This window comes from Yersinia rochesterensis (assembly GCF_003600645.1).
GTDB classification, from domain to species: domain Bacteria; phylum Pseudomonadota; class Gammaproteobacteria; order Enterobacterales; family Enterobacteriaceae; genus Yersinia; species Yersinia rochesterensis.
Genome location: NZ_CP032482.1, coordinates 198,374 through 211,636, shown reverse-complemented (window position 1 = coordinate 211,636; position 13,263 = coordinate 198,374). Strand labels below are relative to the sequence as shown.

Genomic DNA, 13,263 nt, shown 5'->3' with positions numbered 1-13,263 from the left:
ATGGGATGCCCAATATGACGGAACAAAATACCCCATCCGCGCCAGTGGAAGAGACAACCACTGCGGCTGAGAGGCACCAACAGCCAGAACCAGAAGTCCGCCAGGAGAAAAAAACCGGGCCAATTCTGGGAGCCATTGCTATTGCACTGGTCATCGCGCTAGGTGCCGGGCTTTATTATCACGGACAGCAGCAGGCTCAGTTACAAGCAGCGGCCAATATCGCGCTACAACAACAGCTAACTGAATTAAAACAGAGTCAGTTGCAGGAAAAACAGCAACTTGAGTCATTATTGCAGCAGCAAAGCAAGGCGCTGGAAGCGGCTGACCGCCAACAAACATCGCTGACGCGTCAGTTGAATGAGTTGCAGGAAAAAGTCGCCACGATTTCAGGAAGCGATGCCAAAACCTGGTTACTAGCACAAGCTGATTTTCTGGTGAAAATGGCTGGGCGCAAACTGTGGAGTGATCAAGACGTCACCACCGCGGCGACCTTACTGAAAAGTGCCGATGCCAGCCTGGCAGATATGAATGACCCGAGCCTTATCGACGTGCGCCGTGCATTAACGGAAGATATCAGCGCCCTGTCGGCGGTTTCTCAAGTCGATTTCGACGGCATCATTCTCAAACTGAATCAATTGTCTAATCAAGTCGATAACCTGCGTCTCGCCGATAATAATATTGATGATTCGCCGATGGATGCCAATAGCGATGAGCTGTCCAGCTCGTTAGCTGAATGGCGTCAGAATCTGACTAAAAGTTGGCATAGCTTTATGTCTGACTTCATTACTATTCGCCGCCGTGATAGTAGCGCTGAGCCACTGTTAGCACCCAATCAGGATGTTTATTTACGTGAAAATATCCGCTCCCGCTTGCTGGTAGCCGCTCAGGCCGTGCCTCGACATCAGGATGAAGTGTATAAACAATCGCTAGAGACGATTTCCACTTGGGTGCGTGCTTATTTTGATGTGAATGACCCGAACACTAAGGCGTTTCTGGATGAATTGGAGAACCTAAGTCAGCAATCAATTTCAATGGATGTACCTGATCAATTGAAAAGCCAGCCGATGCTGGAAAAATTGATGCAAACCCGGGTTCGTAACTTACTGGCACAGACGCCAGTCGCCACTCAGGGGGAATAAGTATGCTGCGAGTCTTACTGTTATTCCTCATTCTGACTGCCGGGATCGTCCTTGGCCCTATGCTGGCAGGTCATCAGGGCTATGTATTAATCCAGACTGACAACTATAACGTCGAAACCAGCGTCACCGGTTTGGTCATTATGTTGGTCTTGGTGTTGGTCGCATTCCTGATAGTGGAATGGATATTGCGCCGTATTTTCCGCACCGGCGCCCGCACCCGAGGCTGGTTCTTGGGCCGCAAACGCACCCGCGCCCGCAAGCAAACCAAGGCGGCACTGATCAAACTGGCTGAAGGTGATTTCAAACAAGTTGAGAAGCTACTGACGCGCAATGCCGATCATGCTGAACAGCCGATGGTAAATTATCTACTGGCGGCGGAAGCGGCCCAGCAACGCGGTGATGAATTCCGTACCAATCAATATCTTGAGCGAGCAGCAGAAGTGGCTGATACCGAGCAATTGCCGGTCGATATCACTCGGGTACGCATTCAGTTGGCGCAAGGGCATGTGCATGCCGCTCGTCATGGCGTTGACCGGCTCTTGGATCAAGCCCCACGTCATCCGGAAGTGCTGCGTTTGGCCGAACTTGCTTATCTGCGTTCGGGTGCTTACAGTTCATTATTGGAAATTTTACCGGCAATGAACAAAGCCCAGGTGCATACCGCTGAGGAAATCGCCGCGCTGGAGCAGCAAGCTTATATTGGCATAATGAATCAATGTATGGCAGAAGAAGGCAGCGATGGCCTGAAACGCTGGTGGAAAGATCAAAGCCGCAAAGTGCGCAATGAGATCCCACTGCAAGTCGCCTTAGCGGAACATCTGATTGAATGTGATGACAGTGATGTCGCCCAGCAAATCATTCTGGATGGTCTGAAGCGCCAGTATGATGAGCGGTTGGTGTTATTGATCCCACGGTTGAAATCTGGCAATCCGGAGCCACTGGAGAAATCATTACGCCAGCACATCAAACAGCACGGAGCCACACCCTTGCTCAATAGCACTTTGGGCCAGTTAATGCTGAAACATGGGGAATGGGAAAAAGCCAGTGAGGCCTTTAAAGCCGCGCTTGCACAGCGCCCAGACGGGTATGATTATGCATGGCTGGCAGATGCCCTGGATAAACTACACCGCCCTGAGGATGCCGCACAGGCACGCCGCGAGGGGCTATTGCTCACTCTGCGGCAGAATGGCGAATCACTTTGATAGCACGCGAGTAGCTCAGTGAGTGAAGGGTTTACCGCACCTAGGAGTACTTCGGTGGCTCACGTACTTGTGTTTGAAACTAAAAGTGACCCCAACGGTACGATTCCCCTTCATTTGGTTTTGTCAGCAGTCTGAGGCTCCTTCGGGGGCCTTTTCTTTACCCCTGATTCGGGTAAGTGCCGCGCAGCTAACAACCCTGCGGCTTCAAGTAGCAAAGAGTACCCAAAGTCATTGGAGTTGCAGGTAGGCAGCCAACAAACGCATCCCGCTGAGCTTACTCAAGTAAGTGATTCGGGTAAGTGCGCGCAGCTAACAACCCTGCGGCTTCAAGTAGCAAAGAGTACCCAAAGTCATTGGAGTTGCAGGTAGGCAGCCAACAAACGCATCCCGCTGAGCTTACTCAAGTAAGTGATTCGGGTAAGTGCGCGCAGCTAACAACCCTGCGGCTTCAAGGACGAAGGGTATGCAAAAAAAACGCTTGCCCAAAAAGGCAAGCGTCTGAAATTTTCAGGTCTACAGACAACAATGTCGGTGCCTCACTCAACGTTATGCCCGGTATGTGATGAAGATATGCAACATCGTTTACATGGACAATAGGCACCCTAAAATCGGCTCTGCGTCATCCCTGGGTTTATGAAGCTATATTGGTTATAAAACCAAGCTATCATAATAAGTGGGATGAGCATCTACAGGGTAGATAATGCACTTAGCGTGCCAAGTCGTAAAACTTGGCGGGTTTTTTACTCACGCTCTCAATAAAAATCCCGTAATTATATGATAATTAATTATTTTATTTTTATACTCACTCATCCTGTAATACACCCATCCCATCATACTGAGATTCATCCTATCAAAGTGATCTGTCGCTACAAAACGACGTTATAAACTGACATTTTTTTTCTTTATATTTATCAGTTAATTATGTGTCTCTGTTTAGAGACAAAGCATCTGGCTTTTGTCGCAAAAAACCAACACTTCACTTCTCACCAGATAACTTCACTTCTTACTCAATAAAGAGAGGTTCTGGCCAGGCTACATGCTGTATTTGATCAAAAAGGGCCGACAGCAGTTTCTTATGCCAGAGGAATGAACACAGCTACGGATAGTAGGATGAGATGATAAGGGAGATGAGTAACAGGGGAAGTAGACTTGAAAAAAATAAGACTGAGACAAAATACAGGCGAAAAAAAACCCCGCATTGCGGGGTTTCTTCTGAAATTGGTCGGCGAGAGAGGATTCGAACCTCCGACCCACTGGTCCCAAACCAGTTGCGCTACCAAGCTGCGCTACTCGCCGATTTCTTACTGCTTACTCTACATGGTCTTTCGACCTATGTCCATGTAAATCTTAATAAAATCTACATGTTTTGTGTGGTGCGAAGGGAGGGACTTGAACCCTCACGTCCGTAAGGACACTAACACCTGAAGCTAGCGCGTCTACCAATTCCGCCACCATCGCATGTTCCACAAAATTTGGGGTGGCTAATGGGGCTCGAACCCACGACAACTGGAATCACAATCCAGGGCTCTACCAACTGAGCTATAGCCACCATAACTTCCTACTACTTACAGCTTACTTCGACTTCGTCGTACGCGGCAATCTTACCACCGCAGCTCTTGCACACAAAATTAATGGTGCGCCCGACAGGATTCGAACCTGAGACCTCTGCCTCCGGAGGGCAGCGCTCTATCCAGCTGAGCTACGGGCGCTTAGCGCCGTTGCGGGTGAGGATACTACGGTTTTAATACTTGGCTGTCTAGTGCTTTTTTAGAAGAAATGGTGTGTTTGCTTACGCTTTGCACACTCTGCCGCAAAAGTCAGCTATTGCTAGCCCTCACTCCGCCCTATTCGCTGGTTTTATAGCCGCTTTGTGTCAGCTACCTTCTGTTTATGCATTCCCAAGCTAAAATAGCAGGCCGTCACCAAGCCAAGGAAAATCACCCCAACCAACAAAGATAACCGAGTATCTGGGTTAATGCCCATCCCCACTAACACACAAATCAGGAAAGCGATGGTGAGATAGTTTACATAGGGGAACATGATGGATTTAAACGGATGTTGCTTCAATGCCTCTTTGTGTACCTGTCGGAAACGCAATTGGCTGACTAAGACCACGAACCACGGCACCATGCCCGGCAACACGCTGGCGCTGTAAACATACACAAACACCTGCTGTGGATTAGGAATGATGTAATTGAGGCTCGACCCCGCCAGCAAACACAAAATCGTGACGGCAATACAGTAAACCGGAACACCGCTGGCAGACAGTTTAGTCAGGACAGCCGGCAACTGGCGGTTCTTCGCCAGCGCATACAACATGCGCCCGCCACTATACATGCCACTATTACACCCCGACAGCGCGGCGGTGAGCACCACAAAGTTGATAATACCCGCGGCTGAAACTATCCCTATCTTGGCAAAAGTCAGTACAAACGGGCTGCCCCCCGTCCCAATGCCGTCCCACGGGAAGATAGTGACAATCACGAAAATCGCGCCGACATAGAAAATTAGGATGCGCCAGAGGATGTTATTGATAGCTCGCTTTAATGTGACTTGCGGATTCCTCGCCTCACCCGCCGTAATCCCCACCAGTTCAACCCCCTGATAGGATGCCACCACAATACACAGCGCAAACATGAAGCCTTTCCACCCCCCAGCGAAGAAGCCGCCGTGGGCTGTCAGGTTATCAAAACCAATGGCCTGGCCGTGATTACCAAAACCGAAGAAAATAACCCCTAACCCCACCAGAATCATCACAATGATGGTGGTGACTTTGATCATCGCAAACCAGAACTCCAGCTCACCATACAGTCTGACCGCCGCGAGATTAGCCAGCGCCACTATTGCCACCCCCGCAATAGCGGGTAACCATTGCGGCATTTCTGGGAACCAAAACTGAACATACACGCCAATCGCGGTAATTTCAGATATCCCCACCGCTATCCACATAAACCAATAACCCCAAGCTGTTAGATAGCCGAAATAGGGGCTGAGATATTTATGTGCATACACGGCAAAAGAGCCGGCAACCGGCTCCAGATAGAGCATTTCGCCCATTGACCGCATAATGAAGAATACAAATAAGCCCGCAATAATATAAGCCAGTAAGACCGATGGCCCCGCCCATTTTAATGTGCTGGCGGACCCCATAAATAGCCCAACTCCAATGGTACCGCCCAACGCTATCAGTTCGATATGTCGGGCCTCCAGCCCACGGTGTAATCCTTTTTTCTCTTCGTTGTCTGCCATATATCCTCTATAACCAACTGATGTGTCTGCTCCGGATTCCCCGGTTGTTTTTATTATTCAATATAAAATTAACGACCAAATGAAACATTTAGCTTAATTATTAATACAGATTAAATAATAGAAAAACGGCCCTTGAATGACCGAAAAGACCTGATCGGCCGGTATCGTTCCGTATCTGGGTCAGATAAGCAAATAAGAAACTAAAACTTTATGGAATAAAAATACTGAAATTAATTCCATAATGGAATTAATCACTGGCAGTATTAATTAGGGAAATGAATATAGGAGGGTTTATAACCTCAGGGCCAAACTTGACCCTGAAGCCAAAAAGGTTATTACAAGCGACCGCTGTAATAATAACCAACAAACTTGAGTAACTTGAATTGACGACGGATACGGCTGGGTTGCGCCAACAGACGATATAGCCACTCCAGCCCCATATTTTGCCATATTTTGGGCGCTCGCTTAACATGGCCGGTAAAGACGTCGTAAGTGCCGCCAACCCCCATATAGAGCGCATCAGGGTATGCTTTACGGCAATCACGCATAAATATTTCCTGTTTAGGCGACCCCATGGCAACCGTGACGATTGCCGCGCCACTGGCCGCAATCCGGGCAAATAGCGCTTCGCGCTGTTCTGGAGTGAAATAACCGTCCTGACTGCCCACCAGATTCACATTCCATTGCGCACGCAACTTGGCTTCGGTTTCGGCGAGAATATCTGGCTTGCCGCCGACCAAAAATACCGGCGTCCCTTGCTGACCCGCGCGTTGCATTATCGCTTCCCACAAGTCGGCCCCCGCCACTCGCGACAGTTGCGCTTGCGGATATTTACGGCGGATAGCACGCACCATGCTGATGCCATCGGCATACAGGTATTCAGCGTCACTAATCAGGTCACGCAGAGCGGCATCATCCTCGGCTTTCAGCAGTTTCTCTGCATTCATTGCCACCAGCGTGCCGGTTTTCACCGGGCCACTGCTCAGCAGATGATTGAGCACCTGTTCCATGTCACGAAAGCCCCAAATGTCGAAGCCACGGACACTGTATTTTGGAATATCACTGGCTTTTGGAGTATCAATAGCTTTGGGAATATCAGTATTCTGTTCCATCACGATCCTTACTGTTGGCTGCTTGCTTGGGGCGCGGATAGCGGCGTCGACTTACCCGCACGACGCTGTACCCGTTGCTTTATCAAACCCGCCGTATCGAATAACCAATACAACAATTTCGCCAGTATCAAACAGGCACCAAAAATCACACAGAAAAAGACCACTCGCGAGACAAAGGAATCTAACCCTTCGCGCGCCAACACAATAATGTTAAATACCGCCCCAAAACAGAAACTTTGCAGGATGGCGGCTTTGTAGCGATTCTTCTCTGCTTTACCTTGCTCATACAACCAATCGAACCATTTAATGATTAACCCCACCACAATGGCCCCCAGTGGGATAAACAGCACCCCGCCCATCACCACCAAAGACCCAATCAGAGTGGGGGAAATAGCCAGTCCAGAGTGGTTATCGAGCACATCCCAGGTAAAGTAATTGGCGGTATTCAAGACCAAATCAGGGCGGGCTGGCCACAAGGAACTTGGAATAAACACATAGAAATCGCGGATAATCGGCGCTAATCCCTGAAAATCTATTTTGTCGTAGTTTTGTAGCAGTAATCCGAGGTTTTCCCACGGCGAGAAAGTATCGCGCGTCAGATACAGGAAAGTGTAAAACGCTTCTGAGCCGCTCACATCCAGACCATAACGTTTCAGGGCCAACCAGAACATGCCGACAATGCCGAAGACCCCGGCTGCCGCCAGCATCCACAAGGTTATCCAGCCGCGAACAATGCCAATAAACAGGAATAATGAGAACGCGATAATGATATTAGCGCGGGTGCCGCCGACGATAACATAGGTCAGGATGCCAAATGCCACGGTGCTTGCCAGGAAGAAAAACCAGGCGCGCATATCCTGTTTGAGGAAATAGACCACCAACATCGCCGGGATAAAGAAGTAGAAAAAGCGCTTCAGCGCCACACCGGAAACATCGCTGGAGAAAATCTTACTGTAAGAATCCAGCTTGAATAGCAGGAAACCATTCTGCATAAAGAACAGGCCGACAGTGCCGATAGCCACCAGCGCCAGCAGGATCCAGGTCAAATTGGTTTCAACCCGATTCATGGTGAATATCGGCGCGCGCGGTTGGCTACGCGGCTTGCTCAGGCGGGTTTTATAACTGACATAGTAAATGCCATAAAACGCCGTGGCGGACAGCATGGCGTACAGTAAATACTCAACTGGCACCACCGCCACACCAAACTGGAACACCAACATGCAGGTCAATGGGAAGCCGAAATAGAATGTCAGCAAATAGAGCATTGAAAACAGCACATTGAAGTTAAAGCGCACCCGCCGAAACTCCTGATAGGTCAATATCAAGATGAAGATAACAGCGAGCAGATAGACACTGAAAAGACCGCCAAATTGCCCCAGCGTCATGGGTGTTCTCCTGCGGCAAGAGCCAGCGCCTGTTGCCAACCCTCGATATAGTTAGGGTTAAAGAATGCGATAGATTGCTTATCCAACCCCGCTAGCTGGCGCTGCGCCTCGCGAATCAATGGTTCATCCAAAGCATCGCCATAGAAAAGCACCGGAATATGCTGCTCAGCTAAATCTTGCCAGAATGGATTTTTACGGCTTAACACAAAGGGCACGCCAAACTGGGTCAATAAACACAGGGTGCCGATGCCTTGCTGGCGATTAAAAATGAAATAGCCCAAATCGCACTCACGCAGGATATTCAGATAGTCATCAAACGGGATCTGTTCCGTCAGAATGCGCAGGTTATCTTGCGCAAACAGCGCCAAACCCGCTTGCCTAACTCGTTCAATATACAGCTCATTATTCGCCGGATACCCCATCGGTAGAATGACTCGGGCATCAGGGCCAAATTGTTGATGAATAGATTTTAGCGCCTCAATATGGCGGTTGGTGGTATCACCCGAATTCCCCACCAGAATCGTCATTGGCCCCGCTAGCGGCTTCTCAATATTGACGCCAGTTAATGCTGGGTCCATACGGGTTGGGAAATAGAGCAATGACGCCGGAACCCGAGGATGGCGCTGTTGGAAATAAATTAAATCGCCCCGAGTTGCAAAAACGTGCCCTACCCGCCCTTGAGCAATACGGCGCAGCAGGTAAAACAGGCGGAATTTCAAGCTCTTGGCATCTTCATATAAATCCGCGCCCCAAATATGCCAATAAACCTGGTGCGGTTTGATTTTCCCACTCAGTAATGCCAGCCACAAAGTGGCATTAAACTGCCCATGCCAGAAGAAGCGCGTCTCGCGGGAAGCCTGTGCGCGGGCAATGACTGCCTCGGCCAAGCTTTTTTTATCACTGTGCGTTTCAATATCCAACTGCGGGAATGATGAGAAAGGAGCCGTTTCTTTTGCCGCCACCATAAAATGCCGCGCCTGATCGGCGGGCACGCGGGTTGTCAGCACATCATTGAAGAAGCGCAATACAGTTAGATTATGGTGCGGGATATCAGATCCCAGTACATGAATCAGGGTTGTCATTTTTTTCTACTGTAAAGAGTGTTTACGGTGATGAATGTCTACGATACATAAGGAATACGCAGCTACAGAGCGCAAAATAGACGATATAAGTGGCCATATAAGCCTGTGCCGCGCCCAAAGAGCCATTCATTGGGATTAACCAATGGGCAAACCCGGTCAACAGTAAGAACTGGCTGACTTCCGTCAGAATATAAAAACGTAAAGACGCTTTGGCAATCACCAGATAGCCGAACACGTAAGACCCGACCTTCAATACATCACCGACCAACTGCCAAGCGAAGAGGTCGCGCATGGCCGTAAACTGATGAGAAAACAACAGCCAAATAGCAAAATCACGTAATAACCAGACCATCAAACTGGCGGTCGCTACAGCCGGTAACACAAATTTCAATGAGCGCAGAATTTCACGGGAAATATCTGCTTTAGCTTTGAGCCTTGAGAGTGTCGGCAGTAAATAGACGGTAAATGACGCTGTGATAAATTGTAGATAAGCATCTGAAATACTGCTTACCCCTTGCCAAATCCCGACAGCATCCCAGCCATAGCGGTCAGCCAGCAAGTTACGCATCATCACATAGGCAACCGGCAAGGTTACCGAGGTAATCAACGCCATAATGGTAAATTTACCCAAATGGCTGGCTAATGCTTTGTCCCAGCTAAGTTTAAGATAGCTGAGCGGAATAGTCTTGCGCCGAATCAACATGGCGACAGCAGGAATAACCACCAGCGCGGGGACTAATGCCAAGCCCAATAGCGCGCCAGGATAACCGCCGATCCGGAAGCAAATATAGTACGCGACTACGCCAATCAGGCTGCCGCCGATCACCGCCAGCGCATTACCCATCGCATCGCGATAGCCTTTGAGAATGGCTAAAAACAGGTTGGCGTAGGCAATCCCCATTTGGATAAACGCCACCGCTCGCACCACATTCTGGTAATCAGCATGGCCGAATAACGCAATACTGACCGGTTTAGCCGCCAACAGGAAAACCAATGCCAGCAGCGTTGAAAACCCCAGCACAATCGCTGATGACGTCCCCACAACGGCTCGCAAACGTTCAGGTTGCTGATGATATTCAGCAACATATTTAGTAATACCGTTAAAGATACCCGCGCCGGAGAGCACGCCTAATACCGTAATTAACTGGCGGAAGTTACCCGCCTGCCCAACACCACTGGGGCCAAAGGTCACCGCCAGCAGTTTTACCACTAACAACCCTACGCCGATTTTAATCAGCGTAGAGCCAGCAGTCCAAATCGATGCTTTTGCCAGAGACATATCAGGCGAAGAAACTCAGAACAGTATTAATGACCGTGCTCTGATTCACATCAGTCAGGTTATAGAAGATCGGCAAGCGCACCAGACGCTCACTTTCTTGGGTGGTAAAGCGGTCTTCACCGTCCATACGCCCAAATTCCTCACCTGCCGGACAAGCATGCAATGGAATGTAGTGGAATACCGCCATGATCTCAGCTTCTTTTAAGTAGCTGATGAACGCAGAACGCTCTTCAATATCACGCAGTTTGATATAAAACATGTGCGCGTTCTGTTCCAGATTGTCAGGGATCACCGGTAAATCAATGCACCCAGCATCAGCCAAGGGTTTGAAAGCATTATAGTAAGTATGCCACAGCCCCAGGCGGCGTTCATTGATTTGCTCTGCTGCTTCCAACTGACCCCATAGATATGCGGCCTGCAAATCAGACATCAAATAACTGGAGCCAATATCACGCCAGGTATATTTGTCGACCAGCCCACGGAAGAACTGGCTACGGTTAGTCCCTTTCTCACGGATAACTTCAGCGCGGTCAATCAGTGATTTGTCATTGATTAGCGTCGCACCACCTTCACCACCCGCTGTGTAGTTTTTAGTCTCATGGAAGCTAAAGCAACCAATATGGCCGATAGTGCCCAGTGCTTTGCCTTTATAAGTCGACATCACGCCCTGCGCAGCATCTTCTACCACAAACAAATTATGCTTTTTCGCCAGCGCCATGATGGTGTCCATCTCACAGGCCACGCCTGCATAATGAACCGGCACGATAACGCGAGTTTTGTCGGTAATAGCCGCTTCAATCTTGGTTTCATCAATATTCATGGTGTCTGGGCGGATATCCACAAACACCACTTTCGCGCCACGCAATACAAAGGCGTTGGCCGTCGAAACGAAGGTAAAGCTTGGCATAATGACTTCATCGCCGGGTTTGATATCCAGCAGCAACGCGGCCATTTCCAATGAGGCTGTGCAAGAGGGAGTCAGTAACACTTTCGGGCAATCGAAACGTTTCTCCATCCACTGCTGGCAACGACGGGTAAAACCACCATCACCGCATAATTTACCGCTACTCATTGCGGCTTGCATATAACCCAATTCGGTGCCGACTACCGGTGGAGCGTTAAATGGAATCATCTCATCCCCTGCATAACCAATACGCGGTGCTCTCAATCGAGGCCCCGCTGCGAATATAAAGGCGTAAAGCAGCAATGTTACTCATCTGTGTAGCTACCCGTAATCGGTGTAACCCATGATTGTGGCACCATTGCTTTGCCGCCGACATTAATGATGAACCAATACCTTTCCCCTGAGCTTCAGGGAACACCGCCAACAGACCAATACGCGCACTGCCATCTTGCAAATCACGTAATGTCACAAACCCCGCAGGTTGCCCCGATGTATCCATTACCAGCAAACATTGATGGTCGAAAGTGCCCAGTACGGCCTTCTCCGCCCATAATGCATAAAATCGCCCGCTGTCCTGTGGGTCATACCACGGGGCGCGAAAGCGGCTTAATGCAAAAGCACGGGCAGCAACACTGCGCAATAGCGGGATATCCGCGGTTGTGGCGATCCGCTGTTGATAGGTTCCGGTATCTGCCTGAGATATAGCATTTTCCGTGCCAACCGCATCGTTTTCCTCAACGGGCAGCGACAAATCAACTTCGCCTTCGACTAACTTGAAGTCAAGTTGACCAAGAGAATCAATGAGATCAAGACGGTGGGTAGGAACTTTGGCTTGGATTAGGGTAAAAGCATCCAACTCAGCCGGGTTAAGTTGCGGGGCTGAGTCGGAGAAAATCAGTTTTGCACTCCGGCGCTGGAAAAATTCACTTTCCCAGGCCAGCGGCTCAATATTGGCGTGGACGGGCATGGAGCAAGTCCAACAGATATTTGCCATAACCGGTTTTGGCTAACGCCGTGGCTGCGCGCTTAACGCCATCGTCATCCAACCAGCCATTGCGCCAGGAGATTTCTTCCAGACAGGCAATTTTGAAACCTTGACGTTTTTCAACGGTTTGCACAAAGGTACTGGCTTCAATCAAGCTGTCATGGGTGCCAGTATCAAGCCAGGCAAAACCACGGCCTAATAATTCTACCGTCAGTTCGCCGCGCTCTAAATACATTTGGTTGATGCTGGTTATTTCCAGCTCACCGCGTTCCGATGGCTTAACTTGTTTAGCAAAATCAACCACTTGATTGTCATAGAAATAAAGCCCGGTCACCGCCCAATTGGACTTCGGTTGACTCGGTTTCTCTTCAATCGACAATGCGCGGAAGTTGTCATCAAACTCCACCACGCCAAAACGCTCTGGGTCCATGACTTGATAGCCGAAGACAGTTGCCCCGTGCTCACGCGCCGCGACAGATTTCAATTTCGGGCTAAAGCCCTGACCGAAATAGATATTATCGCCGAGTACCAGACAGCAAGGTTCATGGCCGATAAACTCTTCGCCGATGATAAATGCTTGTGCCAGCCCATCGGGGCTAGGTTGCGCGGCATAACTCAGATTGATACCAAACTCTTCACCATTACCCAGCAAGCGCTGGAATGACGGTAAATCTTCTGGAGTGGAAATAATCAGAATGTCGCGGATCCCCGCCAGCATCAGCACTGACAGCGGATAGTAAATCATCGGCTTATCATAAACAGGAAGCAGTTGCTTAGAGACACCACGGGTGATGGGGTGCAACCTCGTGCCGGAACCGCCAGCCAGAATTATGCCTTTCATTCGATCTCCTGATTTGACCTGAAACAACGTGCTGTTCAAAACTGAAGCAGCACGTTAGATACCTTTGCAGTGACTTTTAGATGTG

Annotated in this window: 10 protein-coding genes and 4 tRNA genes; 2 read left to right on the top strand and 12 right to left on the bottom strand. The window is 49.4% G+C overall.

All coding sequences use genetic code 11. The features are described from left to right. Positions 1–14: 14 nt before the first annotated feature. Together hemX and hemY are read left to right on the top strand one after the other, a co-directional pair. Positions 15–1,139 carry a uroporphyrinogen-III C-methyltransferase gene (gene hemX / locus DXZ79_RS01020; RefSeq protein WP_038638173.1) on the top strand — a complete coding sequence of 375 codons (1,125 nt, stop codon included), beginning with the start codon at positions 15–17 and terminating at the stop codon, positions 1,137–1,139. Between the two features lie 2 nt (positions 1,140–1,141). Next, positions 1,142–2,341 carry a protoheme IX biogenesis protein HemY gene (hemY, locus tag DXZ79_RS01015; protein WP_038638170.1) on the top strand — a complete coding sequence of 400 codons (1,200 nt, stop codon included), beginning with the start codon at positions 1,142–1,144 and terminating at the stop codon, positions 2,339–2,341. Positions 2,342–3,560: 1,219 nt separating this feature from the next. On the opposite strand, the gene DXZ79_RS01005 is transcribed toward hemY, so the two are convergent. The 12 genes from DXZ79_RS01005 to rfbA all read right to left on the bottom strand — a co-directional run bounded on the left by DXZ79_RS01005 (position 3,561) and on the right by rfbA (position 13,178). Further along, positions 3,561–3,637: transfer RNA gene (locus tag DXZ79_RS01005), tRNA-Pro, on the bottom strand. Positions 3,638–3,712: 75 nt separating this feature from the next. Continuing rightward, positions 3,713–3,799, bottom strand: a tRNA-Leu gene (locus tag DXZ79_RS01000). 15 nt (positions 3,800–3,814) lie between these two features. Further along, a tRNA-His gene (locus tag DXZ79_RS00995) sits at positions 3,815–3,890 on the bottom strand. 83 nt (positions 3,891–3,973) lie between these two features. Then, a tRNA-Arg gene (locus tag DXZ79_RS00990) sits at positions 3,974–4,050 on the bottom strand. 148 nt (positions 4,051–4,198) lie between these two features. After that, on the bottom strand, positions 4,199–5,590 hold the full coding sequence (gene thrP / locus DXZ79_RS00985) for a bifunctional threonine/serine APC transporter ThrP (RefSeq protein WP_038638167.1): 1,392 nt from the start codon (positions 5,588–5,590) through the stop codon (positions 4,199–4,201). A 335-nt stretch (positions 5,591–5,925) separates the two neighbouring features. Further along, positions 5,926–6,702 (bottom strand): lipopolysaccharide N-acetylmannosaminouronosyltransferase, encoded by a 777-nt coding sequence (gene wecG / locus DXZ79_RS00980; RefSeq protein ID WP_038638164.1) that lies wholly within the window; start codon positions 6,700–6,702, stop codon positions 5,926–5,928. An 8-nt stretch (positions 6,703–6,710) separates the two neighbouring features. Next, positions 6,711–8,087: an ECA oligosaccharide polymerase gene (gene wzyE, locus DXZ79_RS00975; RefSeq protein WP_038638162.1), complete on the bottom strand. Its 1,377-nt coding sequence runs from the start codon at positions 8,085–8,087 to the stop codon at positions 6,711–6,713. After that, a complete protein-coding gene (locus DXZ79_RS00970) occupies positions 8,084–9,169 on the bottom strand; it encodes a TDP-N-acetylfucosamine:lipid II N-acetylfucosaminyltransferase (protein ID WP_038638160.1) in 1,086 nt (361 codons plus the stop codon). Before DXZ79_RS00970 ends, wzyE begins: the two co-directional genes overlap by 4 nt. 22 nt (positions 9,170–9,191) lie before the next feature. Next, a complete protein-coding gene (gene wzxE / locus DXZ79_RS00965) occupies positions 9,192–10,448 on the bottom strand; it encodes a lipid III flippase WzxE (protein WP_038638157.1) in 1,257 nt (418 codons plus the stop codon). 1 nt (position 10,449) lies between these two features. Beyond that, a complete protein-coding gene (rffA, locus tag DXZ79_RS00960) occupies positions 10,450–11,580 on the bottom strand; it encodes a dTDP-4-amino-4,6-dideoxygalactose transaminase (RefSeq protein WP_038638154.1) in 1,131 nt (376 codons plus the stop codon). Position 11,581: 1 nt separating this feature from the next. Further along, entirely contained in the window at positions 11,582–12,319 is a 738-nt protein-coding gene (gene rffC / locus DXZ79_RS00955; protein WP_038638151.1) for a dTDP-4-amino-4,6-dideoxy-D-galactose acyltransferase, read from the bottom strand. Beyond that, positions 12,297–13,178: a glucose-1-phosphate thymidylyltransferase RfbA gene (rfbA, locus tag DXZ79_RS00950; RefSeq protein ID WP_038638148.1), complete on the bottom strand. Its 882-nt coding sequence runs from the start codon at positions 13,176–13,178 to the stop codon at positions 12,297–12,299. Before rfbA ends, rffC begins: the two co-directional genes overlap by 23 nt. Between the last annotated feature and the right edge of the window lie 85 nt (positions 13,179–13,263).

Bases quoted from the DNA above. Each gene is read 5' to 3' on its own strand.
- thrP (WP_038638167.1), bottom strand. From the start codon at position 5,590: ATGGCAGACAACGAAGAGAAAAAAGGATTACACCGTGGGCTGGAGGCC.
- hemX (WP_038638173.1), top strand. From the start codon at position 15: ATGACGGAACAAAATACCCCATCCGCGCCAGTGGAAGAGACAACCACT.
- rfbA (WP_038638148.1), bottom strand. From the start codon at position 13,178: ATGAAAGGCATAATTCTGGCTGGCGGTTCCGGCACGAGGTTGCACCCC.
- wzyE (WP_038638162.1), bottom strand. From the start codon at position 8,087: ATGACGCTGGGGCAATTTGGCGGTCTTTTCAGTGTCTATCTGCTCGCT.
- hemY (WP_038638170.1), top strand. From the start codon at position 1,142: ATGCTGCGAGTCTTACTGTTATTCCTCATTCTGACTGCCGGGATCGTC.
- DXZ79_RS00970 (WP_038638160.1), bottom strand. From the start codon at position 9,169: ATGACAACCCTGATTCATGTACTGGGATCTGATATCCCGCACCATAAT.
- wzxE (WP_038638157.1), bottom strand. From the start codon at position 10,448: ATGTCTCTGGCAAAAGCATCGATTTGGACTGCTGGCTCTACGCTGATT.
- rffA (WP_038638154.1), bottom strand. From the start codon at position 11,580: ATGATTCCATTTAACGCTCCACCGGTAGTCGGCACCGAATTGGGTTAT.
- wecG (WP_038638164.1), bottom strand. From the start codon at position 6,702: ATGGAACAGAATACTGATATTCCCAAAGCTATTGATACTCCAAAAGCC.
- rffC (WP_038638151.1), bottom strand. From the start codon at position 12,319: ATGCCCGTCCACGCCAATATTGAGCCGCTGGCCTGGGAAAGTGAATTT.